Source organism: Myxococcus sp. MH1 (genome assembly GCF_059738865.1).
On sequence record NZ_AP026947.1, the window covers coordinates 5,659,484 to 5,683,963 of the forward strand.

A 24,480-nucleotide genomic window follows, 5' to 3' on the forward strand; every position below is an offset into this window, starting at 1 on the left:
GTCACGGCTCCAGGGTGAAGGCGGCCGTGGTCAGCGGCGCCCCGTCGAAGAGGAAGCGCACCTGCCAGGTGCCGATCATGGCGGAGGTGGCCACCGTCGTCCCGGCCACGGGCAGCGAGAAGCGCAAGGTCCGCGTCATGTCCGGCTTCGCCACCACCACGCTCGTCCGCCGCTCATACGGGTGGCCGGCGGGCGACACGAACTCCACCTCCACCGTGCCCTTGCCGCGCACGCCCGTGAGCGTCAGGTCCACGTCCACCTGGGACACGTCGGACAGGCCTCGCGAGCCGGACTCCACCACCTCGGCGTGCCCCGTCAGGGGCGCGGGCATCGGCTCGCCGACGACGGGAACCTCCGCCGCGGGAGGCCGGGCCGCCACGTCCTCCTCGCCCAACACGTCCGTCGGGGACACCGGCGGCACCTCCCGGGAAGGCGCGTCCGTCCACTCCGACACCTTGGGCGCCACGCCGCCCTCCGTACAGGCCGCCAGCAGCAGCGCCGCCGCCGAGAAGCCCGCAATGCGCGCTCGCATCACCGCACCTCCTGAAGCTCTTCGATGAGGCCCAAGCGGGCCAGTTCCGTCAGAAATCGCAACGTGTCCGCGAGCACCGCGCCCACGTCCATGGAGAACTCACGGGCCACCACCTCGGCCACCGAGCGCGCCGAGCGCGTCCCGTCGCTGAGCTCCCAGATTCGCACCGCCGTCGCGTTGAGGCCCCGCAGCGTGCGGCCCTCCGCGTCCAGCAGCAGGAAGTCCGCGCCGAAGCGCTGCCCCTCCGCTCCCGAGCGACGCCGGGGATGACTGTCCCCTCCGAAGTCGCCGCTCATGAGCGCCGCCCCAGCCACCGCGCCACCCGCCCGCGCACCAACGCGCGCAGCCGTCCCAGGCGCGACGGCCCACCATCCCACGCAGAGCCCAGCTCCACGCCCCTCCTGCGCACGCGCGCCACGCACCCGAGGATCCGCGACGCGGCGATGGGAGGGTCCTCTCCGGCCGCGTTGTCCCCGCGCAGCGACAGCACGCCCTCGCGCACCGCGCACACCCGATGGAGCACCAGCACATCGTCGAACCGCGCCAGCACGACCTCACCAGGGCGGGGCTCGCGAGACAGCGGCTCGACACCCGCCACGTCTCCATCCCGCAACGACGGCCACATGCTGTCTCCCCGAACGGGAATCCAGCGCAAGGCCTGGGACGGAGCGGAGCTGGGGGACTCACTCGACATTGACGGCGGAAGTCTACCGCACCGGCCAAGGTCACGCGACTGAGTCGCCCGGAGTTCTCCCTGAATTTCCCGGAGGTTACAGACCACCTCCAGGATTCATGGAAATATCAGGGATTCAACACAATCCCTGACTGAGACATCAGGTCGCGTTGCCGCGCTGCGCAACCTCGGTCGCCGCCGAATGCTCACGCACCGCGGCGGCGAGGCCGCTCAGGCTCACGGGGATCAGCGAGCCATCCGCCATCCGCTTGAGCTTCGCCTCTCCCGAGGTGCGCTCCTGCTCACCGAGCACCAGCGTGAAGCGGGCCCCGCTCTTGTCGGAGCGCTTCATCTGGCTCTTGAGGCTGCCGCCCCGGGTGTCGAAGTCGACGCGCAGGCCCTCGCGCCGCAGCTTGCTGGCCAGGGTGAAGGCCGTGTCCTGCGAGCCCGGATCCGCCACCGCGATGAACAGGTCCGGCGACACGCCGAACTTCCGGGTGCCCTCCTTCAAGAGCAGCACCAGCCGGTCCAGACCACACGCGAAGCCCACGGCGGGCACGTCCGGCCCGCCCAGGCTCTTCACCAGCTTGTCATAGCGACCACCGCCGCCCACCGTGCTCGCGGTGCCGAGCGCCGGGTGCGAGGCGATGAACTCGAAGACGGTGCGCGTGTAGTAGTCCAGGCCGCGCACCATGCGCGGGTTGACGACGTACTTGATGTCCAGCGCCGTCAGCTTGCGCTGCACGTCGTCGAAGTGCGCCTTGCACGGCTCGCACAGGAACTCGAGCACGTTGGGCCCCTTGCCGGCGACCTCCTGGCACTTGGGGTTCTTGCAGTCGAGCACGCGCAGCGGGTTCGTCTCCATGCGGCGGTGACAGTCGCCGCACAGCTCGTCGATGTGCGCCTTGAGGTACTCCACCAGCTTCGCGTGGTACGCGGGCCGACAGGCCTCGTCGCCGAGCGAGTTGAGGTTGAGCGCGATGTCCTGGAGCCCCAGCGCCTGGAGGAACTGGGCCACCATGTCCATCACCTCGACGTCCTGGGCCGGCTCCTTCGAGCCGTAGGCCTCCGCGCCGACTTGATAGAACTGCCGGTAGCGGCCCGTCTTCATCCGCTCGTACCGGAACATCGGCCCCGTGTAGAACCAGCGCGTCAGCGGCTCCTGGTTCAGGATGGAGTGCTCGATGTACGCGCGCGCCGCGGGCGCCGTGCCCTCGGGACGCAAGGACAGGCTGCGGCCACCCTTGTCGTCGAAGGTGTACATCTCCTTGCCGACGATGTCCGTCTCCTCGCCCACGCTGCGCACGAAGAGCGCGGTGTCCTCCACCATGGGCGTGCGGATCTCCCCGTAGCCGAAGCGCCCGAACAGCTCCCGGGCCAGCCCCTCCACGTGCTGCCAGATTTCAATCTCCCCTGGCAGGAGATCATTCATGCCCTTGACGGCGGCGAGCGTCTGGCTCACGGCACCACTCCGATGCGCTGCCCCAGCCGCAGCACCGCGTCCTCCTGCAGCACCGGGTCCCACTTCACGCGGCCCGGCTCGAACAGCAGGATGACGGTGGAGCCCATCTCGAAGCGGCCCAGCTCGCCGCCCTTCTCCACCTTGTAGCCCTCTTGATACCGGTGCACCTTGCCCGGCTGGCCCGTGTGCGTGGTGACGTCGTCGTACGCCGCCTTGATGCGCGACACGCAGGTGGCGCCCACCTTCACCACGGCGCACTTGCCCGCGGCCGTCTCCAGGTACGTCACCAGCCGCTCGTTGACGCAGAACAGGGACTGCTTGTTGAGCACCGACGCCGGGTTCACCGGCCAGAACTCACCGGGGATGTACGCGTAGCCGGTGATGGTGCCCGCCAGCGGCGAGTGGATGCGGTGATAGTCCCTGGGCGACAGGTAGATGGTCGTCCAGGCGCCACCGTGAAACGGCTTCGCCGCCTCCGCGTCCCCCAACAGCTCGTCCACCGTGTACTCGATGCCCTTGGCCTGCAGGCACCGCCCCAGGTCGGAGTAGCCCACCTGCGACACACGCCCGTCCACCGGCGACACCACGGACTTCGCGTCCGCGTCGATGGGACGCAGGCCCGTCTTCAGGCCGCGCGTGAAGAACTGGGCGAACGTCGGGTAGTGCTCGATGGGGTGCTCGGCCTCCGCCATGTCCACGTTGTAGGAGCGGGCGAACGCGCGCATGGCCGCCTGGTGCACGGGCGCGGGCAGCGGGGCTCGAGTGGCCATGCCCACCACCGTCGACAGGGCCGACTTGGGCAACAGGCGCATCAACTTCATGAAGGTCTGGTCGTTCATGGGGCGTCTTTGATTAACGGCCGGCGTCCGTCGCCGCGGGGGGCACGGTCCCGGCATCCAGCGTCCGCGTCACCGTCGTCACGGAGCTCTTGGGCAACAACATCAGGACCCGGCCTTGTTCGGTCAGCAGCACCGTGCCCACGTGGCCCGGGTACTCCAGGCGGCAGGCCGTGCTGTCGGTCATCTCCCACGCGTCCCGGATGCCCCGCCCCTCCACGTCGATGGGCGTGCCGCGCTTGAAGCAGCCGCGGAAGCCGGCCACCAGCTCGCTCGCCGGAGAACCGACCTGGGGACCGTTGACGGGGCCCGCGTCCGGAGGCCCCGCGTCCACGGGCTCGGCGCGAGGAGGCGGCGGCGGGGGCGCGAGCGTGGTGGAGGGCGCGCCGGGCGGAATCTCGCGGGCGCTGGCCACGGCCTTCTGGCGCGCGGCGAGCTCCGACTGCATGCGGGTGCGCTCGCGCTGGATGCGCTGGAGCAGCTCCTGCGCGGAAGGGGCATCCAGGCTGTCCTGCGGCACGCGCTGGAGCTGCGCCTCGATGGGGCCCATCTTCGGGTCCAGGTAGGCCTCATCCAGCTTCTGCGCGTACAGCTCGCGGAACTGGCGCGTGGCCTGCTGGTACTCCGGCGACGACGGTTGCGGCTCGCGGCGGCAGGCCGACAGCAGCAGCAACAGGGAGGACAGCAGGGCCGCGAAGGGCCGGAGGGACACTCGGAGGACCTGGGGGCGCACGGACCCGGTTTATTTCATGTCCCCCGGCCCGTGCACAGTTTTCCGAAGGCGGCGCGTCAAACCCCGAGGAACAGGCGCTTGCCGAAGTTGAGCGCCAGGTCCGCGTCGAAGATCTTCTGCGCCGCCGTCTCGATGTCGTACTCCACCCGCAGGTACTCCACCGTGCGAGCGTCCGTGTCGCAGATGACGAAGCAGGCCCGGTTGTCGTAGTCGCGCGGCTGGCCCACGCTGCCCACGGAGATGATGTACTTGTAGCCCCGGCGGATACCGAACTTCTGGGCCACCACGTCGTTCACCTCGCCATTGCCGATGGCGAACGCGCGGCACAGGTGGCTGTGCCCGATGAACGTCACCTCGGGCAGCTCCTCCACGTACGGCGTCAGCTCCCGCGCCTGCTCGAGCGCGAAGATGTACTCGTACGCCTTCGGGTCGATGGGCGAGCCGTGGCAGAAGCCCACCTCGCCGATGCGGTACGTGTACGGCAGGCTGCGCAGCCACGCCATGTTCTCGTCCGTGAGGACGTTGGCGGACCAGTCCAGCGCGTGCCGGGCGGCGTCGTAGTAGTACGAGTAGTCCATCCGCCCCGCCACCGCGGCGTCGTGGTTGCCCAAGAGCGTCACCTCCGCCACCGAGCGCACCAGCTCACAGCAGGGATTCGGCGACGCGCCGTACCCGACGATGTCACCCAGGGAGACGATGCGGTCCACCTTCTGCTGCTCGCAGACCCGCAGCACCTCGGTGAGCGCCTCGATGTTGGAGTGGATGTCGGAGATGACGGCGATGCGCATGGATGCCTCGGCTGGTGGGAGCCCGGCGCTCAGCCGGCCCAGACCGCCTTCACGGGGTTCTTCTGCTGCTGGGAGATAATCCGCCGGAGCCGCCCCAGGGTTTCCGCGTCCAGCGACTCGAACCGCAACCCCATCCCCGGCGGATAGGCCCGGTCCTCCTCCTCCCGCAGCCATACCACCGTGGCCGCGGTCTGCACCTCGGGATCATCCCCCGGGGTCAGCCGGAGCACCGCCTTCGCCCCTCGCTTCAGCGGCGTGCTCGTCCGCAGGAACAGGCCGCCCTCGCTCAGGTTGGTGATGCGCGCGTACAGGGTGACATTGTCGGTCTCGCACCAACAGCGAAGCAAGGTCGGCACCCGCGCGGACTTTCGGTTATCGCTCAACCCTCTTCCTTCCCCGAGCACCCAAAAGGAGGAAAGCCTAGGGACGGCCTGAATCCACCGTCAAGTTCATGGGTGGGGCCGGACCCCACCCTGCCCGCCCGGCACTCAGCGCTCCAGCGGCCCCAGGTCCTCGAAGTGGGTCAGCTTCTTGAATTCCGCGAAGCGGGCGTGGATCTCCGGGCGCGTCACCTCGCGCAGGCGCTCCAGGCTGAACTTCTCCACGGTGAAGGAGGCCATGACGCTGCCCATGACCATGGCGCGGCGCAGGACGGCCGAGTCCACCCCGGACGCCGCGGTGGCCACGGTGCCCATGAAGCCACCCGCGAAGGTATCTCCGGCGCCCGTGGGGTCGAAGACCTCGGCCAGGGGGAAGGCCGGGCAGGCGAAGATGTGGTCCTTCTCGAAGAGGAGCGCGCCGTACTCACCGCGCTTGACCACCACGCGCTGGGGCCCCATGCCGAGGATGGCGCGGGCGGCCTTCACCACGTTGTGCTCGCCGGCCAGCTGCCGCGCCTCCGCGTCGTTGACGAAGAGCAGGTTGACCCGCTGGAGCGTCTTGAGCAGCGCGTCGCGGCTGCCCTGGATCCAGAAGTTCATGGTGTCCGCGGCCACCAGCTTGGGGTTGCGGACCTGGTCCACCACGCGCGCCTGGAGCTCCGGGTGGATGTTGCCCAGGAAGACGTAGGGCGTGTCGCGGTAGGACGCGGGCAGGTCCGGCGAGAACGCCTGGAAGACGTTGAGCTGGGTGTCGAGCGTCTTCGCCTCGTTCAGCTCGTAGCCGTAGCGGCCCTTCCAGCGGAACGTGCGGCCGGACTCGCGGGTGAGGCCCTCCAGGTCGATGCCCCGGCCCTTCAGGAAGCTGACATGGGCCTCGGGGAAGTCCTCCCCCACCACGGCGACGACGCGCACGGGGGAGAAGAACGACGCCGACGTGGAGAAGAACGTGGCGGACCCGCCGAGGACGTCCTCCTTCTGTCCGAAGGGGGTTTCCACCGAGTCCAATGCGACGGAGCCGACGACGAGCAGGGACATGCGAGCTTCCTGGAAATGGCCGAGAAAGCACGGCTTCCTACCAGGACCCCGTGCCCGTGCCGGGTACGCGGTTTCACGGCCGGCGTCAAGCTCGCCGCGCTCCGGCGACGCTCAGGGCGAGGGGATGCCGGTGGCCGTGATGATGGCCTTGAGGTCGTCGTCGGTGAAGAACAGGCCGCCGCCCACGAAGAAGTCGCGGCCGGCGATGAGCCGCTGGGTGACGACGTCGCGCTGCTGCGCGTTGAGCATGTCGTCCATGCCCGCGACGACGAACAGGTGGTCGAAGGCCTGGGCCCGCAGCGTGGCGCGCAGCCGGGGGTAGCGCAGCTCGTCCGCGGCGAAGTTGAACGCGTCCATCTTCAGGGTCAGCGCGTCGTCGAACAGGTGCAGGTCCGCGCCCACGCCGCCGGTGGACTCGATGAGGCCCACGCGCAGGGTGGTGAAGTACCAGCGCTTGGCGAACTGCGCGCTGATCTTCAGGCTCTCCTTGGTCACCTTCTGCGTCTGGATGACCGGATCTCCCTCCGAGGGAGGGTTGGTCTGCACCACCTGGGTGGTGACGGTGCCGCGCGGGTCGTCGACGATCTCCAGCAGGTAGTACTTGTCCGGCCGGGGGATGAGGCGCAGGGACAGCATGTTCTTCGAGCGGCCCTGCGCGGCCAGGTAGGTGCTCTGGATGCCCACCTCCGTCTGGAGCTCCGTGAGGCGGGAGACCAGGCTGGACACGTCGCGCACCGTCTCGCGCACCTCGCGGCCCACGCTCTCGTCGGTGAGCAGCATGCCGGCGGTGCTCTCGCCGTCCTTCACCTTGCGGGTGATCTCCTCCAGGTTGCCCAGGGAGTTGTCCAGCTTGGTGAGCGTCTGCTTGAGGCTGGCGACGCTCTCCTTGAAGTCCCCTTCCCCGCTGCCGACGATGTTCTTGACGCTGGCGAGCACCTCGCGCACGTCGCGGGTGATGAACTCGATGTTGTCGACGATGCGGCCCACGTCGGCCTGGTTGCTCTGCGTAATCGTCCGCACGTCGGACGACACGCCCTCGAAGTTGGCCAGGATGACGTCCAGGCGGTCCGCGTTGCGGCGCACGGTGGCGTCCACCGAGTCCGACAGCCGCACCAGGTTCTCGACGATGCGCTGGAGCGAGCCCGCCCCGCGCTCGCCGCCGAGCACCTCTCGCAGCGCGCCCGTCACCTGCTGGATGTCGGAGGTGATCTGCGACAGCGACTCGAAGATGGCCTCCATGCCCTGGCTGTCGATGACGCGGCGGATCTGCCCGTTCGTCTCCAGCTTGGGGGCGTTCTCCGTGCCCGGGTTCAGGTCCAGCAGGTAGTCGCCCAGGAGCGACTCCGAGCGCTTGGTGAGGACCGCGTCCTCGCGCAGGTCCACGTCGTTGCGGATCTTCAGGAACACCCGCGCCCGCGTGCCCTCCAGGACGATGTCGTCGATCTCTCCCACCCGGATGCCGGCGATCTGCACCCGCCCGCGCACCGCCAGGCCGGACGCATCCCGGAAGTAGGCCCAGACACGCGTGGAGTCACTGTCGCTCAGGCCGCCCTCGCGCGCGAACAGCACGAAGCCGACGAAAAAGGCCCCCGCGGCGATGACCAGCAGGCCAACACGGAAAGGCGTAACGAGCTTCTTCACCTGATGTGACTCCGAGGGCTACCGGCCGGGCGCGACTCTAACGTTTTGCATCCGGAGTGCCACATTTTCCTGAAACCGGACCCGGCGGGCGCAGACCCTGTCAATTCTTCCCGAACCACGTCTCCAGGAACACCTTCACCGCGGGGTGCTGGGACATGCGCAGCTGCTCCGGGGTGCCGTTCTCCACGATGACGCCCTTGGACAGGAAGGCGATCTGGTCCGCCACGTTGAAGGCCGAGGAGATGTCGTGGCTGATGACCACGCTGGTGACCCCCAGCCCCTTTTGAGCCGCGAGGATCATCTCGTCCACGGAGTCCGTGGTGATGGGGTCCAGGCCGGTGGTCGGCTCGTCGTAGAGGACGATCTTCGGGTCCAGCACCACCGCCCGCGCCAGGCCCACGCGCTTGCGCATGCCGCCCGACAGGTCCGAGGGGAACTTCGACTCCACCTCCCGCTTCAGGTCCATCAGGTCCAGCTTGGCGCGGACCTTGGCGTACAGCTCGTCCTCCGACAGCTTCGTGTGCTCGCGCAGCGGGAAGGCCACGTTCTCGAACACCGTCATCGAGTCGAACAGGGCCGCGGCCTGGAACACCATGCCGAACTTGTTGCGCACCCGCTGCAGGTCCTCGACGCCCATGGGGACGATGTCCTCCCCATCGATGTTGACCTGGCCGCTGTCCGGGCGGAGCAGGCCGATCATGTGCTTCATCAGCACCGTCTTCCCGGAGCCGGAGCCCCCGAGGATGACGCACGTGCTGCCCTGGGGCACGGAGAGATTGATGCCGGTGAGCACCTTGTTCTCACCGAACGTCTTCTGCAGGTCCACGATTTGAATCATCGGCTTCGTGGACGCGCCGGCTTCGGGACGCGGAGGAGGACCGGAGGCAGCCATCAGTGCATCACGATGCCCACGAGGAAATCGAGGATGAAGATGGACAGCGCGCTGGCCACCATCGCCTCCGTCGTCGCCTGACCGACGCCCTTGGCGCCGCCCGAGGCGTTGAAGCCCTTGTAGCAGCAGATGAGCGCCACGGAGAGGCCGAAGACCGCGCCCTTGATGACGCCCTCGTAGACGTCCGCCGGCTCCAGCCACGCCTGGGTGCGCGTGAGGAACGTGCCCGGGGAGATGCCCAGCCCGCCCACCGCGACGAAGTAGGCGCCGGACATGCCCGTGGTGTTGAACAGCATGGTCAGCATGGGGACCATGAACAGGCCCGCCAGCACCCGGGGGACCAGCAGGTACTGCACCGGGTTGACGGCCATGGTCTCCAGGGCGTCCACCTGCTCGGTGACGCGCATGGTGCCCAGCTCCGTGCACATGGCGGAGCCCGCCCGCATGGTGACCATCAGCGCGGAGAACACCGCCGCCAGTTCCCGCGTCAGCGTCAGCGCCACCGTGGGGCCTACCAGGCTCTCCGCGTCGAACATGCGGAAGGCCTCGGAGGTCTGCAGGGCGAACACCATGCCCGTGAAGAGGCCGGTCAGCCCGACGATGAAGATGGAGCCCACCCCCACGAAGTCCAGCTGGGCGAACAGGTTGTGGAGCCGGTAGGGAGGTCGGACGCTCCACCGGGCCACGTCGAAGGCCAGCGTCACCACGCCACCAATGGAGCTGACGACGTCGATGAGGCCCTTGCCGAAGCTGCTCACCGTCTGGGTGAGCATCCCGGGCTCGCGAGCCGGCTTGCTGGGGGTCTGCGTGGTCATGCGTTCAGGCGCCTACTCTTACGTGGTGCGAAGGGGGGCACAAGCGAAGTGTTCCCGTGCGAGCGGACGACGAAGGGACTACCTCACTTCGAAGCGTTGCGTTTATGTTCCGCGCCCCTTTCCTTCATGCCCGGCTCCCCGTCACAGGCGCGCCGGGCCGAGAACTCAGACGAACATGGCAACTCAAAAGGTCGGCGGCGAGGTGGACGCGTACTGTACCCGCTGCAAGCTCACCCTCGCGCACACCATCCTGGCGATGGTGGGGACGAAGATTGCTCGGGTGCGCTGCAACACGTGCAACGGGGACCACGCCTACCGCGGGGCTCCTGGCACCACGGACCGCCCCACCTCCACCAGCAGCAGCAGCACCCCGCGCGCGAGCCGGGCGTCGTCCAGCGGCACCACCAAGGCGGAGAAGATCATCATCTCCTTCGAGGAGCAGCTGGCGGGCAAGGACGTGGCCAACGCGCCCCGCTACAGCCCGAAGGACACCTACGCAGTGGATCAGGTCCTCCAGCACCCGACGTTCGGCGTGGGCTTCGTGACGGCCGTGCGGGGCGACAAGTTCGACATCACCTTCCGCACCGACACCAAGACGCTGGTGCACGGTCGGGGCGGCGCTCCCACCGAGAAGCCCGCCTTCAGCCCGCCCGTCCGGCAGGCCACCGGCCCCGCGGACAAGCCGCAGGCCGCCGCGCTGGACACCCCCGCCGAGGACGCCCCCGTCAGCGAGGGTTGACCGGAAAGAGCCTGGAGGGCGAAGTTCGGCGGAATCGCTCGTGCGCACCCGCTTACCGCCCTTCCTGGTTTTTCTAGTCTTCGCCGTGGCCGCGTCGTCGGCCATGGCGGTCCCGGTTTCGGGAGGGCCCGGGTTGGAGGTGCTCGCCTCCCCCACCCGGGTCGTCCTCGGGAGGGACAAGACGGTGTCCCTCCAGGTCCGCGTGCCTCCGGAGACGGGGGCGCTGCGGGTGGCCGCCTCCTCCGGACACTTCGCCGAGGAGCGCCTGGCGCACGGCGCGGTGCGGACCTTCCAGTGGACGCCGCCGCCCGTCCGGCATCCGCTGGTGGCGGTGTTCCTGTTCTGGGTGGAGGCCGCCGACGGCCCGCCCGAGGTCACCGTGCTGCGGCTCGCCCTGCTGGGGCAGACGACGCTCGACGTGGCGACCTCGCCAGGGGCCTCCGTCACGGTGCTCGTGGGTGAGACGCACTTCGGTCCGGTCCAGGCGGATGGGAAGGGCAAGGCGCGTGTCCCTCTCGAGGTGCCTCCGGGGGTCGCTTCGGCGCGGGTGCTCGCCACGCGCGGGGAACTGCGCACGGATGCCTCCGCGCCGTTGGATGTCCCGAGGGTGAGTCCCCATGTCGCGGCCCTCACGCCCGCACCGCTGCCTGCCCGGGGCGGGTGGTTGCTCGTGGCGGGCGAGGGGCCGCTGGATGTGGCGCGGTTGAAATTGCACGTCGATGGGGGACGGGCCGAGCCCATCGAGGTCGGTGACATCGCCCGCTTCCGGGTGACGCCGGAGGAGGACGCGGCCTCGGTGACGGCCGTCGTCCAGGCCGACGGCGCTGGAGACGACGTGCGCGCGCACGCGGAGGTCTTCCGGGTCGTCGTCGTGACGAAGCCTCCCGCGGCCAAACCGCCCCCTGCCCTCGTGGGCGATGCACCGTGGCGCCCGGCGGTCCAGGTGCTCGCGGGGGGCGTGTTCGCGCGGGGCGACAACTCGGGTCCCTTCGGTGCGCTGGGGGTGGCGTTCACCACGCCCTGGTGGGAGCGACGATTGGCGGGGGAGCTGGAGGTGGGCGTGCGGGCCGCGTCCTTCCGGGGCACGGTGGGCGCGCTCGGCGCGGTGCGCTCGCAGGTGTTCGCGGTGCCGGTGCTCGTGTCGGCGCGCGTCGAGTTGTTGCGCGGCGCGGCGCTGTCCCTGTACGGCCGAGCAGGAGGAGGAGTGGCGCCTTTCCGTCACCGACTCCAGACCGACTTCCCGGCGGAGGTGAAAGAGAGCAAGCTTTCCGGCATGGGGTTGCTGGCCATCCAGGGCGCGTACCGATTCGGGCGCTGGAGCGCGTTGGGAGAGCTGCGCGGTGCGTGGGCTCCGGCGAGCACGCCGTGGTTGGACGCCCAGCTCGGCGGTGTTTCGGTGCTGCTGGGGATGAGGTTCGAGCCATGACCCGCGCGCTCGTGCTCCTGGCGATGGTGGTGTTGTCCGCCTGTGGCTCGAGCACATCGCTCCCCGCGCCACGCATCGTCTCCGTCCGGCCCGCCTCGGACACCGTCGGCCGCACCGACCCCATCCTCCTGGAGCTCGATGCGGCGTTCCCCGTCCGCCTGGACTACGCCGAGGGAGAGGCGCAGCTCCAAGGCCGCACGCGGGTGTGGATCGGAGATCAGGAGGCCAGGGTGATCGCGCTGAACGCGCAGAGCCTCTTCGCGGTGGACCTCCCCGCGAACCTCGGCGCCGCGGCCTATGACGTGCGCGTGGCGCTGGACGATGGGCGTGAGACCACGAGCCCCCAGGGATTCACGCTCTGGAATCAGGACGCGGGAACGCCGGACGCGGGGCCCGATGGCATCCCCGACGGAGGCGTCTACGTCGCGGATGGAGGCCCGGAGCCCGACGCGGGGCAGGATCCGACCCGACCGATGGGCGAGGGAGACATCACCGGCTACGAGTTCGAGCCCATCTCGGACCAGGACATCGGCCAGCCCTTCACCATCACGGTCCGCGCCGTGGGCCCGCGCGCCGCGGACTTCACGGACAAGGTCGACCTGTCCATCAGCAAGAACAACGGCAACGTGAGCCCCACCTCACTGGACAAGTTCGTCGGGGGCCTCTGCGTGCAGAACATCGCCATCGACGCGCAGGGCGCCAACGTGGTGCTGACCGTGACGGACCGCTTCGGCGTGCAGGCGTCGTCCAACGCCTTCAAGGTGAAGTAGCCCGTTCGGCTCGACAGGGCGCGGGCCGAAGCAGCATGCGTGCGCCATGTCGCCAGCAGCGGCGCAGGCACCTCACACGGCTTCACCGGCGCAGGCGCGCGCATCCTCCGGCAGTGACGCCCACCTCGGCGCCACCCGCTCAACCCAGCGTGCGCCGGAGCAGGTCACGCGCGCGCACCATGTCCTCCGGCAGCGGCGCATCCACCCCGCGAGCCTCCACGCCCGGCAGCGCGGGCCACTCGACGCGCGCGGCATGCAGGGGCGTGCGCTCGAGGACCACGCCGTCGCCCTGCCCTCCCAGGTCCTTCTCCGTCAACGCCGTGTCGCGGCCGTACTGGTGGTCCATCAGCAGCGGATGTCCCAGCGACAGCAGGTGCACGCGAATCTGGTGCGTGCGGCCCGTGAGCGGCTCGGCCTCCACGAGCGTGGCCTTGTCGAAGCTCTCCACCGGACGCACCCGCGTGCGTGACGGCTTCGCCTCCGCCTCGCCCGGCCTCGCCACCCGCATGCGGCCCTTTCGCGCGGCGATGAGCGGCACATCGACGAGCGACGGCGCGTCGATGCGGCCCTCCACCAGCGCGAGGTAGCGCTTGCGCACCTTGCCGGACTCGAACGCGATGGACAGCGCGCGGTGCACGGCCGCGTCGAGCGCGAACACGAGCGCCCCCGACGTGTCCCGATCCAACCGGTGCACCACGAAGATCTTCCGCCCGCGCTGCGTCTCCAAGGCATCGCGCAGCGAGGACCCGCCGTCCCGCCCGGGGATGACGGGCACCCCGGGCGGCTTGTCCACCACCAGCACCCCTCCCCCTTCGAAGAGGATGCGAGGCTCGGTCACTCGTACTCCGACGCCGGCACGACGGTGATGGGCCCCAGGCCCTTCAGCTGCTTCTTCACCGCGGCCGCGTTGCCCAGCACGACAATCGTGGGCGGCTCCGCGAAGCAGTACTTCTTCGCCACCGCCGCCACCTGCCGCGGCGTCACCGCCTTGAGCCTGTCTCGGAAGCGCAACACCCAGTCATCCCCCAACCCGTTCAACCGGATGTCGGAGATGGCGCTCGCGATGGACTCGTTCGTCTCCGTGCGCAGCGGATACAGCCCGCCCATGTACGCCTGCGCGTCGCGCAGCTCGGTCGGCTTGAGACCGGAGTCGCGCACCTTGGCGATCTCCCCGAGCGACACGTCGATGATCTCCCGCGTCGACTCCGTCTTCGTGAAGGTGGACAGCGCGAAGATGCCGGCCGCGTGCATCGCGTCGAACCAGCAGCCGATGCCATACGTGAGGCCCCGGTTGACGCGGACCTCGTTCATCAGGCGCGACGTGAAGCCGCCACCCAGCGCGGTGTTCATCACCGCCGCCGGGAAGTAGTCCTCGTGCCCCGTGCGATAGCCCGGGCCGCCCATGCGCACCTGCGACTGCGTCTGGTCCGGCTTGTCCACCACGATGACCCGCCCCGCCTTGGCCACCTTCTCCAGCGGAGGAATGACGGGCGCCTTGTCCGGCCCGCCCGTCCAACCGGCGAAGGCCTCCTCGGCCGCCGCGGCCACCCGGCCCGGGTCCACCGCGCCGACCACGACCAGCATGGCGACCTTGGGCCCCAGCCGCTCCTGGTGGAAGCGCACCACGTCGTCCCGGGTGAAGGTGCTCACCGTCTTCACCGAGCCGCTCACGTTGTGTCCGTAGGGGTGCTTGCCCCAGAGCGCACGCACCAGGGCGCGGTCGGCGATGACGGACGGCTCGTCCAAATCATTCGCGAACTGGGCCAGCGCGCGCTCGCGCGCATCGGCGACCTCGGACTCCGGGAACGTGGGCTCCATCACCAGCTGGCCCATGACGCCCAGCATCTGCGCGAAGTGCTCGGCCGGGGTGGTGATGGCGACGGACAGCGTGTCCTCGCCCACGCCCACGCCCAGGCTGGCGCCGACGAACTCCACGGCCTCGTCGATGGCCTGCGCGTTCAGCCTCCGCGTGCCCCGGCGCAGCAGCTGGCCCGCGAAGTCCGCGATGCCGTGCTTGCCCTCGGGGTCCGTGGAGCTGCCGGCGCGAATCACCAGCCGCATGGACACCAGCGGCAGCGGTCCACGCTCGGCGGCGATGACCTTCAGGCCGCTGGACGTGGTGCTCTCGTGCAGCGTGGGGAACACCAGCTCCCGGCTCGTCGTGGCGACGGCGGACGCGGTCTTCCGGGAGGAGGACTTCTTCTTCGCCGCCCGGGCCGGGGCCTTCTTCACGGCGCGGCGGGGGGCGGCGGACTTCTTCGAGGTTCGGCTCTTGCGAGAGGCCATGGAGTCTTTCTGGAGTCGGTCCGGGCTCACGCCTCGGAGGGCGCGGGCAGCAGCGTCACGACGGAGCGGCGCTCGGGGATGAGGTACTTCCTGACAGCGGCCTGCACCTGCTCGCGGGTGATGGACGCGTAGGCGGACGGCAGCGTGAGCACATGGCGCCAGTCACCCAGCAGCGCCTCGTAGTTGCCCATGGCGTGGGCGCGGCCGTTGTTCGTGCCCAGCTCGCGCAGGTGGTCCGAGCGCAGGTTGTTGAGGGCCTTCTGCAGCTCGCGCTCGGTGATTCCGTCGCGCGCCAGCTTCTCCAGCTCCGCGTACAGCGCGGCCTCCGCCTTCTGCGGATCGGAGTCCGGCATCAGCTCCAGGAAGAAGAGGATGGTGCCCGGGTCGATGCGCCAGGACCAGTCCAGGCCCACGCCCACCACCACCTTCTGCTCGTACAAGAGCGAGCGCGTCAGCCGGCTCCCCTCGCCCTTGGTGAGCACGTACTGCGCCACGTCCAGCGCCAGCGTGTCCTCGTCCCGGGCCGGGGGGCCCTTGTAGCCGATGACGACGGCGGGCGACTGCGCGGGGTGGCGCACCGTGGAGCGGCGCTCGCCGCGCTGCTCGGGCTCCGCGTTGATGACGGGCTGGGGCGCGGGGCCGCGAGGGATGTCGCCGTAGTAGCGGCGCACCAGCGCCAGCGTCTTCTTCGGGTCGATGTCCCCGGCGATGTAGAGGATGGCGTTGTTGGGCGCGTAGTAGGTGCGGAAGTAGTTCTGGCAGTCCTCGCGAGTGATCGCCTCGATGTCCGCCATCCAGCCGATGACGGGCCAGCGGTACGCGTGGGCCTTGTAGACGAGCGAGCCGAGCTCCTCGTCCATCATCCCGCCGATGTCGTTGTCCATGCGGACGCGGCGCTCCTCCTTCACCACCTCGCGCTCGCTGGTGAGCATCTCCTGGGAGATGCGCAGGGAGCGCATCCGGTCCGACTCCAGGTCCAGCACCGTCTCCAGCGCGTCCGACGAGAAGTCGTCGTAGTACACCGTCATGTCGTGGGACGTGTACGCGTTGGAGCTGCCGCCGTTGGACTCGAGCGTCTTGTCGAACATCTTGGGGCCGTACTTCTTGGCCCCGTTGAACATCATGTGCTCGAACAGGTGGCTGATGCCGGTGATGCCGGGGCGCTCGTTGCGGCTGCCCACGTTGAAGAAGGTGTAGAGGCTGACGACGGGGGCCAGGTGGTTGGCCAGCAGGCGCACCTGGAGGCCATTGGGCAGCGTGGCCTCATGCACGTCGAACAGCGACTGGAGGGAGGGGTCCGCGGCGCGGGCGGGAGCCGACGTCTTCGAGGGGGCCTTGCGCATAGACCCCCACCGTATACAGGGCGCGGCTACAGGTCCACGACCCCTTCACGCAGGGCCATCACCACCGCCTCCACGTGGGAGTTGACCCCCATCTTCCGGTAGATATGAGACAGGTGCGTGCGCACCGTGCGCCGCTCCAGCGTCATCACCTGCCCCACCTCCGCGTTGGACAGGCCCTTGGCCACGTAGCGCAGCACCTCGAACTCGGTGGGCGTCAGCTTCCAGGGGTTGTCCGCCTTCTTCTCCGGCGTGGCGGGCTTGCCCTGGATGGACTGGAAGTAGTTCCAGAAGCGCCGGGCGATGATGGGCTCCAGCACGGTGCCGCCGCCCATGACCTCGTGGATGCCGGAGCGGATCTTCTCCGGGCCCACGCGCTTGACCAGGTAGCCGGACGCGCCCGCCTGGATGGCCTCATAGACCTTCTGCTCGTCGTCGAAGGACGTGAGGATGAGGATCTCCACCTCGGGCGCCTGGCGCTTCACCTTCTGCGTCACCTGGATGCCGTTGATGCCCGGCAGCTCCAGGTCCAACAGGACCAGCTGTGGCCGGACGCGGACGATGTCCTCGACGGCGGCCTCCCCTTCCTGGCTGCTGCCCACCACCTCCAGCTCGTCGAAGGTGCTCAGCACCTTGAGCAGGTTCTTGAGCAGCTGCGGCTGGTCCTCGACGACGAAGATGCGGGTGCGGTCCATGGAGTCAGTCACCGTCGGGGAGCGGGGCGGAAGTCGACCACGATCGAGGAGGTCAACTTCCCTCGTCGGATCTGAACGGACAGGGGCATGCGCTCGCCGGTGGTGCGCGCGACCAGCTCCAGCTCGTGCGCGCCGACGCGCATGGGATAGCGCTTGAGGGGCGTGGTCCTGCTGATGAGCTTCCCGTCCAGATACACCTTGGCGGGCTCGTTGGTCGTGAGCGTCAGGTAGCCGCGCTGCGAGGCCGGAATCGCCTTCGCGGGGACGACCTCCTCCTCGGGCTCCTCCGCGCGCGGCTCCGGCTCCCGCTCCACCACCGCGGCCTTCGGCGCAGGCGCGGGCCGGGGGATGGGGATGGCGGGCGACGGGCCCGTGCCGAGGGGCTCGACCTCCTCCTCGGCGGACGCCTCGGAATCACCCAGCCGCCACGCGGCGACCAGGAACGTCGCGAACCCCACCAGCGCCAGCACGCCGGCGATGGCGAGCCAGCGGCCCCGACGCGCCTCCGTCGCGAGGATGAGCCGCGCGCGGGTGCTCGGGCGGGCGGGCGCCGCGGAGCTCACGGGGATGTCCTGGGAGGTCGACGCCGGCACCGCCATGTCGGCGCGATGGCCGGGGCGGACCACCGCGGGCATCGGGTCCGGCAGCGTCTGCGGGCCCTTCTCCACCGGCGGCGGCGGACGCTTCGCGCGGGCCGCGGCGCGACGGCCGGCGACGGAGAACTCCTCGTCGTCATCCGACAGCGGAGACGGCGCGGAGAAGTCCTCCACCACGCGCATGCGGGCGTTGCGCGCCGGCGGACGCGCACCGGGGGCCGCAATGCCCGTCCCCTGCTGTCCCTGCTGACGCCGCGGCTTGGGCGGCGCGGCGCCCGGAGGCGCATCCCAGTCCTGCTCGACCGCCGCGGTGTGCGTCCCCTCCGTCCAGTCCTCACCGTGAGCCGGGGCCTGGGGCGCGGGGGCGTCCTTCACGCGGGTCTGCGTGGAGGCGATGTCCTGCTCGTACTCCTCGGGCCGGTACTCGTCGAAGCCGGGGACGGACTCCTGGGTCTCCGCGCCGGCCTCCGCCTCCGTGAGCGCCCGACTGTAGGGAGCGCGCTGGACGATGGAGGCCTCGGGCTCCTCGGCGCCCAGGTCGTCCATCTCCGCGCCGGAGATGGGCTCCAACTGGAACGGCTCCTTGAACGGCGGGGCCGTGCTGGCGACGCTGACCTCGTTGGGGAACAGCTCGTTGACGAAGCGGCGCACGTCCTCGATGCCCGGCATGCCGCCGCTGGCCGAGAGGAAGTTGCGGAGCGCGTTGGAGAACTCGCCGCACGAGCGGAAGCGCCGCCCGGCGTTGGGCTCCAGCGCGCGGAGGATGAGCGGATCCAACCGGCTGTTGATGCGCCGGTCCAACCGGCTGGGCGGCGGCAGCGACTCGCTGCGCCGCGTGGAGACGCCGCCGCTGCCCGGCACCACCGGCTCGCGCTGGGTGAGCAGCTCGTAGGCGATGGCGCCCAGCGAATACACGTCCGCCACCTCGGTGGCGGCCTCCCCTCGCGTCACCTCGGGCGCGCGGTAGGTGCCTCGACCGCGGCCCGCGAAGGACTTGCGCAGCTGGGGCACCGCGAGCAGCGCGCGCATGGCGCCGAAGTCACAGACGGCGGGCGTGCCGTTGCGCCCCAGCACCACGTTGCCGGGCGTGAGCGCGCCGTGGACGACGCCCGCCTCGTGCGCCTTCTGCACCGCGTCCAGGAGCTGGATGACGATGTAGAGCGCCACCGTGTACGGGAGGACGACCTCCTTGGTGTGCAGCCGCTGGAGCGCGGTGCCCAGGAGGTAGCCGTCCATGTCCTCGCGCACCACGGCGAGCCGCTGGCGCACGACGCCCATGTCCACCACGTGGAGGATGCCCGGGTGGCGCACGGGCTGGAGCAGGCGCGTCGTCTCCGCCAGGTCCAGCGCGTAGGCGGGGTCCGACGTCTTGGGGTGGAAGAGCTTGACCACCACTTCGCCCGAGGGAGCCTGGACGGCCTCGTAGAGCTCCGCGAGCTCTCCGGACTCGATGCGTCCCGTCAGACGGTAGGTGGCGCTCATCGCTTCTTTCGTGCCGGGCGGCGCCGACTCACGGCGGAAAAGACGAAGCCACACCAGACGCACGACTCGCCGCGTCGGCCCGGGGGCAGCTCCAGGGTACAACCCGGACAGCGGGGACGCGCGCGCCGGGACGCGGGCGCCGAGGGCTCGGTCGCCCGTCGGGGCGACGCACGGGGCGCGGGCGGGGCGGACGCGGCGCGCAGGCGGGCCTCCAGCCGACGCACCCGGTCCTCGAGCGCGGCGACCCGGTAGGCCAGGCGCGCATGGAGGTCCTCGGGCGCTTTCGAGGGCTGACGTCGGGCGGGCGAACGCATCGCGGTCCGTCAGCGTGCCATGGCCCAGCGGTGCCCTCAAGGACCGAGCCGTGGGCCCGTACGCGTGTTATGTGTCGACGTCCCGTGGCTCCAACCCTGTCACCCTTCCGTCCGATCCCGGGCGGGCCCTCGCCGGACCCGCTTCACGGGAGCTTTCGTTCTCCACTCAACCGCGCGCGCGCCGAGGCCGCCGAGCGCCATGCCCAGCAGCTGCTCGAAGACGAGACGCTGACGCGGCTGCTCACCACCCGGCGCGAGCCGAGGGACTCGGTTCCGAGGGCGCGGGAGGTGTTCGTCAACCGCAACCTGCGCATGTCCGGCGTCGAGCTGATCGGCTTCGACATGGACTACACGCTGGCCATCTACCACATGCGCCGGCTCGAGCAGTTGTCGTTCGACATGACGCTCGCCAAGCTCATCTGCGAGTACCACTACCCCGCCGTCGTGGGGCACCTGCTCTACGACCATCACTTCGTGATGCGTGGGCTGGCGGTGGACCGGGTGAACGGCAACATCCTGAAGATGGACCGCTTCGGCCACGTGGGCCGCGCCTACCACGGGCTGCGCCCGCTCAAGTCGGAGGTCTCGCGGGAGCTATACCGCAACAAGCGCGTGCGGCTGCGCAACCCGCAGTTCGCGTGGAACGACACGCTCTTCGCGCTGCCGGAGACGTGCCTGTTCGCGGGCATCATCGAGCTGCTGGAGTCGCTGGGCCAGAAGGTGGACTACGGCAAGCTCTACGACGACATCCGCGAGGCCATCGACGCGGTGCACCGGGACAACTCGCTCAAGCGCGAGGTGCGCAAGGACCTGGGGCGCTACGTGTTCCTGGACCCGGAGCTGGGGCCCGCGCTGCACAAGCTGCGCTCGGGTGGGAAGCGGCTGTTCCTGCTGACGAACTCCGCGTGGGACTACACGGACGCGCTGATGAAGTACCTGCTGGACGGGCAGCTGCCGGAGTACCCGAGCTGGCGCAACTACTTCGACGTGGTGGTGACGGCGGCGGGCAAGCCGGGCTTCTTCACCGACGGGCGGCCGTTCCTCGAGCTGGATCCGTCCACCGAGGAGGGGCGCGTCATCGGCGAGGCCACGACCTTGGACCGCGGCAAGGTGTACTCGGGCGGCAACCTGGCGCGCTTCGAGGAGCTGACCGGTTACCGTGGGGAGAACATCCTCTACGTGGGCGACCACATCTACGGCGACATCCTCAAGTCGAAGAAGTCGTCGCTGTGGCGCACGTGCATGATCGTCCAGGAGATCGAGGACGAGATCACGTACACGGCCACGCGCCAGGAGGAGATCGGCACGCTCACGCAGATGGAGATCCTCCGCGAGCGCCTGGACGACGAGGTCAACCACCACAAGACGCTCCTGAACCTGCTGGAGCGTCGGTTGGATCGCGAGCCGCTGACGCCGGAGGAGCGCGAGGCGACGGAGGAGCAGCGCCGTCAGCTCAAGTCGGAGCTGGACAAGATGCGCCGCGCGCTGAAGGAGGCGACGGACATCGCGGACACGCTGGAGGAGGACGTCGAGGAGGGCTTCAACCCGTACTGGGGCCTGCTGTTCAAGGAGGGCAACGAGAACAGCCGCTTCGGCTACCAGGTGGAGCAGTACGCGTGTCTGTACACCAGCCGCGTGTCGAACTTCCTGCACCACTCACCCATGCAGTACTACCGCTCGCCCAGGGACCAGATGCCCCACGAGCAGGCCGGAGCGCTCTCCGCGCGCCTGTCGCCCATGGGCGGCGAAGGACCTCCGAAGGGCGCGGGGAAGGACTGACGCTCACGGTGCCTGGGGCAGCGCGGCCACCCTGCCCCAGGTGACGTCCGAGAAGCGCGAGGTCGGCTCCGGAGCAATCCCCAGCTTGCGCAGGTCATCCGAGTAGCGCGCGCCCTTCACCACCACCCAGCGGCGCGCCACGCGTCGGGCCTCCTGCAGCGCCTCCGCCGTCAGCGGCGCGTGCTCCGCGAAGAGCCGCAGCACCTCGAACGCGGCCTGCGCCTTCTTCGGCTTGCCGAACATCGGGTCGAAGAACACCACGTCGAACGACGCGGAAGCCAACCCCTTCAGATACGCGTGCGCGTCCGCGTGGTGCACCTCGATGGCGCACGAGTCCGGCCCGAGCTCGAAGTGCCGCAGGCCCTCCGACGCCACCGCGCACAACGGGAGGCTCTTCTCCACGCCCACCACGCGCCCGGCGGGCCCCACCGCCAGCGAGGCCACCAGCGCGTCCTGTGCCAGGCCCAGCGTGCAGTCCAGCACCGCGTCTCCGGCGCGCAGCTCCGCCACCCGGACGAAGGTGTCCGGCTCCCCCGCCGCCAGCCGCAGCCGCCTCAAGTGCGCCATGCCCGCATGGAACCCGAAGGAACCGCCTGGCGCCCACAGCGTCACGCCGTCATCCCCCACCACCAGCAGGGCCTCGGCCTTGATGCCCAGCCACGGGGCGATGCCCTCCTTCGGCTTGCGCGACATCCACGGCAGCCCCCAACGCGCGGCCACCGCCCGGGCCTCCTCTCGCTGGGCCTCGTCCGCCTTGCTGCTCGTCGTCACCGCCAAGGGCACCGGTTGCATGAACGCCGCGCATCCTGCCCCAGGCCCACCTCAACGCAACGCATCAGGACGCAAGTCCGTCCTCTCACGAATGTCGGGATTTAGACCCTAGTAGCTAAAATTTCCGAACATCATAGGAATTCTTGTCTGCCCGGCCTAAACCTCTACTTCCTTCGGATGGTGGAGAAAGCCGAGGCCACCATGCGGAGGTTCCCCCTGGAGAACGCGCATGCGTAACAGAGCAACAGGAATGGCCGTGGCATTGCTGTTGGCGGGCCTCGCGGCGAGCACCGCGAGCGCCGCCACCTATGGCGCTCAGCCGTCTGGCTCGTCCGCCATCTTCTTCATCGACACCACGTCGTGGGCCGACATCCACTACAAGGTGAACAACGGTGGGCAGCTCAACATCCGGATGGCCGTGACGAACGGCCGCAACCAGTACACGGTGAGCGGGCTGAACACCGGCGACGTCGTCGACTATTCGTTCACGTACTGGGACGTGGCGTGCAACTGCGCCTACGACACCGCCTGGGCGCGCTACACGCACTCTGGCACGCAGACGCCGGACGCGGGCTCCGGGACACCGGACGCGGGCCCCGGGCCTCAAGACGCCGGCCCTGCCCCCGACGTGGGCAACATCGTGCCGCTCTTCAACAGCGGCACCGCGCAGGAGCCCGCCACCACGCAGAACACGACGTCCGCGCTCATCACCCGTGTGGGAGATCGCGTCCGTGACAGGCACGCGCGCGAGTCGCAGTACCAGGCGTACGACCACTACCTGGCGCGCTACTTCGAGAACCGCACCTTCTGGCTCGAGATCATCGACGAGGTGGCCAAGGGCGGCAGTCAGATCAAGGTGAACCTGCACACCGTCTATCCCCATGACGGCACCAACTTCCGCGCCTTCTTCCGCGGCCTCAACACCGTGGCGGAGTACTTCCACAACGGCACCTTCGAGCGGGTGAACGACTACCTCTACACCGCCAGCGTCAACTTCAACGCCAAGGAGGGCCGCGCCATCCGCGTGGGCGACCGGATGGAGATCGAAGCCGGCGTCTTCCTTCGACAACCGGTGGAAGGCCGCTTCAACTACTACGGCCGCGCCCTGCTCTACATCGTCGGCACCGCCGGCATCGTCCCCTTCGAGGGCCAGGGCGCCATCCTGGACTCGTTCCCCCTGCCGGAGACGGCCTGGCTCGGCGGCCGCACCACGCTGAACTACCCGTACTCCAACGAGCCGCGAAACCGGTTCCTCCAGATGGCGCTGAACATCGCGCCGGTGAACGCGCAGCCCTTCGTCGAGGGCCGGCGCCTGCACCACACGGACTTCAGCGACGGCAGCCACTCGGAGCCGGGCAACCCGCTCTTCACCGCGCACGCGAACAAGCTGGGGCCGAACTACATCTCCCGCTCCTGCATCGCGTGCCACACCCAGAACGGCCGGGGCCTGCCGCCCGCGGTCAACACCACGCTGGGCAACTACGTGGTGAAGGTGGGGCGCGTCAGCGGCACCACGGTGACGGCGGACCCGTTCCTCGGCTTCCGCCTCCAGCCGCGCAGCACCAGCGGCACGCCCGAGGCGGACGTGCGCATCGCCAGCTGGACGACGAGCACCGGCACCTTCGCGGACGGCACGCCGTACGAGCTGCGCAAGCCCAACTACAGCTTCCTCAACGTCATCCCGACGAACCACTCGGCCCGCATCACCCCGCAGCTGGTGGGCCTGGGCTTGCTGGAGGCCATCCCGGAGACGTCCGTGGCCGCGCTCGCGGACCCGAACGACAGCAACGGCGATGGCATCTCCGGCCGAATGCAGGCCGTCGTCGACCCGGAGACGGGCCAGACGCGGCTGGGGCGCTTCGGCTGGAAGGCGGGCATCGCGCGGCTCAAGCACCAGGTGGCCGAGGCCCTCAATCGGGACATCGGCGTCACCAGCGCCGTGTTCCCCTCCCTGGACTGCGGCTCCTCGCAGCAGGGGTGCTCGGGCACAAGCCAGGAGCTGAACGCCACGGACCTGGACAAGATGGTCCGCTACGTGGCGCTGCTCGGCGTGCCCGCGCGGCGCGACCTGCGCGACACCCAGGCCCAGCGCGGCGAGACGCTCTTCCAGAACGCCGGCTGCGCGAAGTGCCACGCGACCAGCTTCACCACCAGCGCCTTCCACCCGAACGCGGAGCTGCGCGGCCAGACAATCCGCCCGTACACGGACCTGCTCCTGCACGACATGGGCGCGGGGCTCGCGGACAACCTGCCCGAGGGCATCGCCAGCGGCGCCGAGTGGCGCACGCCTCCGCTCTGGGGCATCGGCCTCACGGCGGGCGTCAGCGGCGGCGAGGCGTACCTGCACGACGGCCGCGCCCGCTCGCTCACCGAGGCCATCCTCTGGCACGGCGGTGAGGGTCAGGCCGCTCGCAACGCGTTCGCCGGCATGAACGCCGCGGACCGCGCCGCCCTGCTGCGCTTCCTCCAGACGCTGTAACCGAAGCCTCATCCCG

The 24,480-nt window shown here is 69.7% G+C and carries 23 protein-coding genes; 5 read left to right on the forward strand and 18 right to left on the reverse strand.

Going from position 1 to position 24,480, the window contains the following annotated elements:
* Position 1: 1 nt before the first annotated feature.
* From AC6JA9_RS22175 to AC6JA9_RS22230, 12 genes are all read right to left on the reverse strand, one after another.
* Entirely contained in the window at positions 2-532 is a 531-nt protein-coding gene (locus tag AC6JA9_RS22175) for a hypothetical protein (RefSeq protein ID WP_223783330.1), read from the reverse strand.
* The gene (locus tag AC6JA9_RS22180; protein ID WP_223749019.1) at positions 532-828 is read right to left on the reverse strand and encodes a PqqD family protein; all 297 of its coding nucleotides are present in this window, start codon (positions 826-828) and stop codon (positions 532-534) included. Before AC6JA9_RS22180 ends, AC6JA9_RS22175 begins: the two co-directional genes overlap by 1 nt.
* On the reverse strand, positions 825-1,226 hold the full coding sequence (locus AC6JA9_RS22185) for a S24 family peptidase (protein ID WP_497957784.1): 402 nt from the start codon (positions 1,224-1,226) through the stop codon (positions 825-827). Before AC6JA9_RS22185 ends, AC6JA9_RS22180 begins: the two co-directional genes overlap by 4 nt.
* A gap of 139 nt (positions 1,227-1,365) precedes the next feature.
* On the reverse strand, positions 1,366-2,637 hold the full coding sequence (hisS, locus tag AC6JA9_RS22190) for a histidine--tRNA ligase (protein WP_497960733.1): 1,272 nt from the start codon (positions 2,635-2,637) through the stop codon (positions 1,366-1,368).
* 26 nt (positions 2,638-2,663) lie between these two features.
* The gene (asd, locus tag AC6JA9_RS22195; RefSeq protein WP_141330837.1) at positions 2,664-3,506 is read right to left on the reverse strand and encodes an archaetidylserine decarboxylase; all 843 of its coding nucleotides are present in this window, start codon (positions 3,504-3,506) and stop codon (positions 2,664-2,666) included.
* Between the two features lie 13 nt (positions 3,507-3,519).
* Positions 3,520-4,215, reverse strand: a complete 696-nt coding sequence (locus tag AC6JA9_RS22200; protein WP_223749021.1) for a hypothetical protein — start codon at positions 4,213-4,215, stop codon at positions 3,520-3,522.
* 77 nt (positions 4,216-4,292) lie between these two features.
* Positions 4,293-5,024: a metallophosphoesterase family protein gene (locus AC6JA9_RS22205; RefSeq protein ID WP_141330841.1), complete on the reverse strand. Its 732-nt coding sequence runs from the start codon at positions 5,022-5,024 to the stop codon at positions 4,293-4,295.
* A 29-nt stretch (positions 5,025-5,053) separates the two neighbouring features.
* The gene (locus AC6JA9_RS22210; RefSeq protein ID WP_223749022.1) at positions 5,054-5,407 is read right to left on the reverse strand and encodes a TIGR02266 family protein; all 354 of its coding nucleotides are present in this window, start codon (positions 5,405-5,407) and stop codon (positions 5,054-5,056) included.
* 105 nt (positions 5,408-5,512) lie between these two features.
* On the reverse strand, positions 5,513-6,439 hold the full coding sequence (locus AC6JA9_RS22215; RefSeq protein WP_223749023.1) for a PfkB family carbohydrate kinase: 927 nt from the start codon (positions 6,437-6,439) through the stop codon (positions 5,513-5,515).
* A 111-nt stretch (positions 6,440-6,550) separates the two neighbouring features.
* The gene (locus AC6JA9_RS22220) at positions 6,551-8,080 is read right to left on the reverse strand and encodes an MlaD family protein (protein ID WP_046713871.1); all 1,530 of its coding nucleotides are present in this window, start codon (positions 8,078-8,080) and stop codon (positions 6,551-6,553) included.
* Positions 8,081-8,180: 100 nt separating this feature from the next.
* Complete coding sequence (locus tag AC6JA9_RS22225) at positions 8,181-8,972, reverse strand: ABC transporter ATP-binding protein (RefSeq protein WP_370640380.1); 792 nt, start codon at positions 8,970-8,972, stop codon at positions 8,181-8,183.
* Positions 8,972-9,787, reverse strand: coding sequence for an MlaE family ABC transporter permease (locus tag AC6JA9_RS22230; protein ID WP_223749024.1), 816 nt, complete (start codon positions 9,785-9,787; stop codon positions 8,972-8,974). Before AC6JA9_RS22230 ends, AC6JA9_RS22225 begins: the two co-directional genes overlap by 1 nt.
* A 175-nt stretch (positions 9,788-9,962) precedes the next feature.
* Between AC6JA9_RS22230 and AC6JA9_RS22235 the strand changes: the two genes are divergently transcribed.
* The 3 genes from AC6JA9_RS22235 (at position 9,963) to AC6JA9_RS22245 (ending at position 12,722) form a co-directional block, all read left to right on the forward strand.
* A complete protein-coding gene (locus tag AC6JA9_RS22235; protein ID WP_426746343.1) occupies positions 9,963-10,526 on the forward strand; it encodes a hypothetical protein in 564 nt (187 codons plus the stop codon).
* Between the two features lie 103 nt (positions 10,527-10,629).
* The gene (locus AC6JA9_RS22240) at positions 10,630-11,952 is read left to right on the forward strand and encodes a hypothetical protein (protein WP_267700908.1); all 1,323 of its coding nucleotides are present in this window, start codon (positions 10,630-10,632) and stop codon (positions 11,950-11,952) included.
* Positions 11,949-12,722 carry a hypothetical protein gene (locus AC6JA9_RS22245; RefSeq protein WP_497957785.1) on the forward strand — a complete coding sequence of 258 codons (774 nt, stop codon included), beginning with the start codon at positions 11,949-11,951 and terminating at the stop codon, positions 12,720-12,722. Before AC6JA9_RS22240 ends, AC6JA9_RS22245 begins: the two co-directional genes overlap by 4 nt.
* Before the next feature lie 139 nt (positions 12,723-12,861).
* On the opposite strand, the gene AC6JA9_RS22250 is transcribed toward AC6JA9_RS22245, so the two are convergent.
* The 5 genes from AC6JA9_RS22250 to AC6JA9_RS22270 are packed head-to-tail and all read right to left on the reverse strand — an operon-like array spanning position 12,862 to position 19,121.
* Positions 12,862-13,560, reverse strand: a complete 699-nt coding sequence (locus AC6JA9_RS22250) for an RluA family pseudouridine synthase (protein ID WP_497957786.1) — start codon at positions 13,558-13,560, stop codon at positions 12,862-12,864.
* Positions 13,557-15,008 carry a M16 family metallopeptidase gene (locus tag AC6JA9_RS22255; protein ID WP_223783336.1) on the reverse strand — a complete coding sequence of 484 codons (1,452 nt, stop codon included), beginning with the start codon at positions 15,006-15,008 and terminating at the stop codon, positions 13,557-13,559. The genes AC6JA9_RS22250 and AC6JA9_RS22255 overlap by 4 nt, the downstream gene beginning before the upstream one ends.
* Positions 15,009-15,034: 26 nt before the next feature.
* Positions 15,035-16,351 (reverse strand): M16 family metallopeptidase, encoded by a 1,317-nt coding sequence (locus AC6JA9_RS22260; RefSeq protein WP_223749030.1) that lies wholly within the window; start codon positions 16,349-16,351, stop codon positions 15,035-15,037.
* A gap of 26 nt (positions 16,352-16,377) precedes the next feature.
* Positions 16,378-17,043: a response regulator gene (locus AC6JA9_RS22265; protein WP_223749031.1), complete on the reverse strand. Its 666-nt coding sequence runs from the start codon at positions 17,041-17,043 to the stop codon at positions 16,378-16,380.
* Between the two features lie 8 nt (positions 17,044-17,051).
* Entirely contained in the window at positions 17,052-19,121 is a 2,070-nt protein-coding gene (locus tag AC6JA9_RS22270; RefSeq protein ID WP_497957787.1) for a serine/threonine protein kinase, read from the reverse strand.
* Between the two features lie 383 nt (positions 19,122-19,504).
* Here AC6JA9_RS22270 and AC6JA9_RS22275 point away from each other — a divergent pair, with 383 nt between their 5' ends.
* Positions 19,505-21,214 carry an HAD-IG family 5'-nucleotidase gene (locus tag AC6JA9_RS22275; RefSeq protein ID WP_223749033.1) on the forward strand — a complete coding sequence of 570 codons (1,710 nt, stop codon included), beginning with the start codon at positions 19,505-19,507 and terminating at the stop codon, positions 21,212-21,214.
* Between the two features lie 3 nt (positions 21,215-21,217).
* Here AC6JA9_RS22275 and AC6JA9_RS22280 read toward each other — a convergent pair whose 3' ends face one another.
* Positions 21,218-22,006 (reverse strand): class I SAM-dependent methyltransferase, encoded by a 789-nt coding sequence (locus AC6JA9_RS22280; protein WP_223749034.1) that lies wholly within the window; start codon positions 22,004-22,006, stop codon positions 21,218-21,220.
* 229 nt (positions 22,007-22,235) lie between these two features.
* Here AC6JA9_RS22280 and AC6JA9_RS22285 point away from each other — a divergent pair, with 229 nt between their 5' ends.
* Entirely contained in the window at positions 22,236-24,464 is a 2,229-nt protein-coding gene (locus tag AC6JA9_RS22285) for a di-heme oxidoreductase family protein (RefSeq protein ID WP_473565302.1), read from the forward strand.
* Positions 24,465-24,480 lie beyond the last annotated feature (16 nt).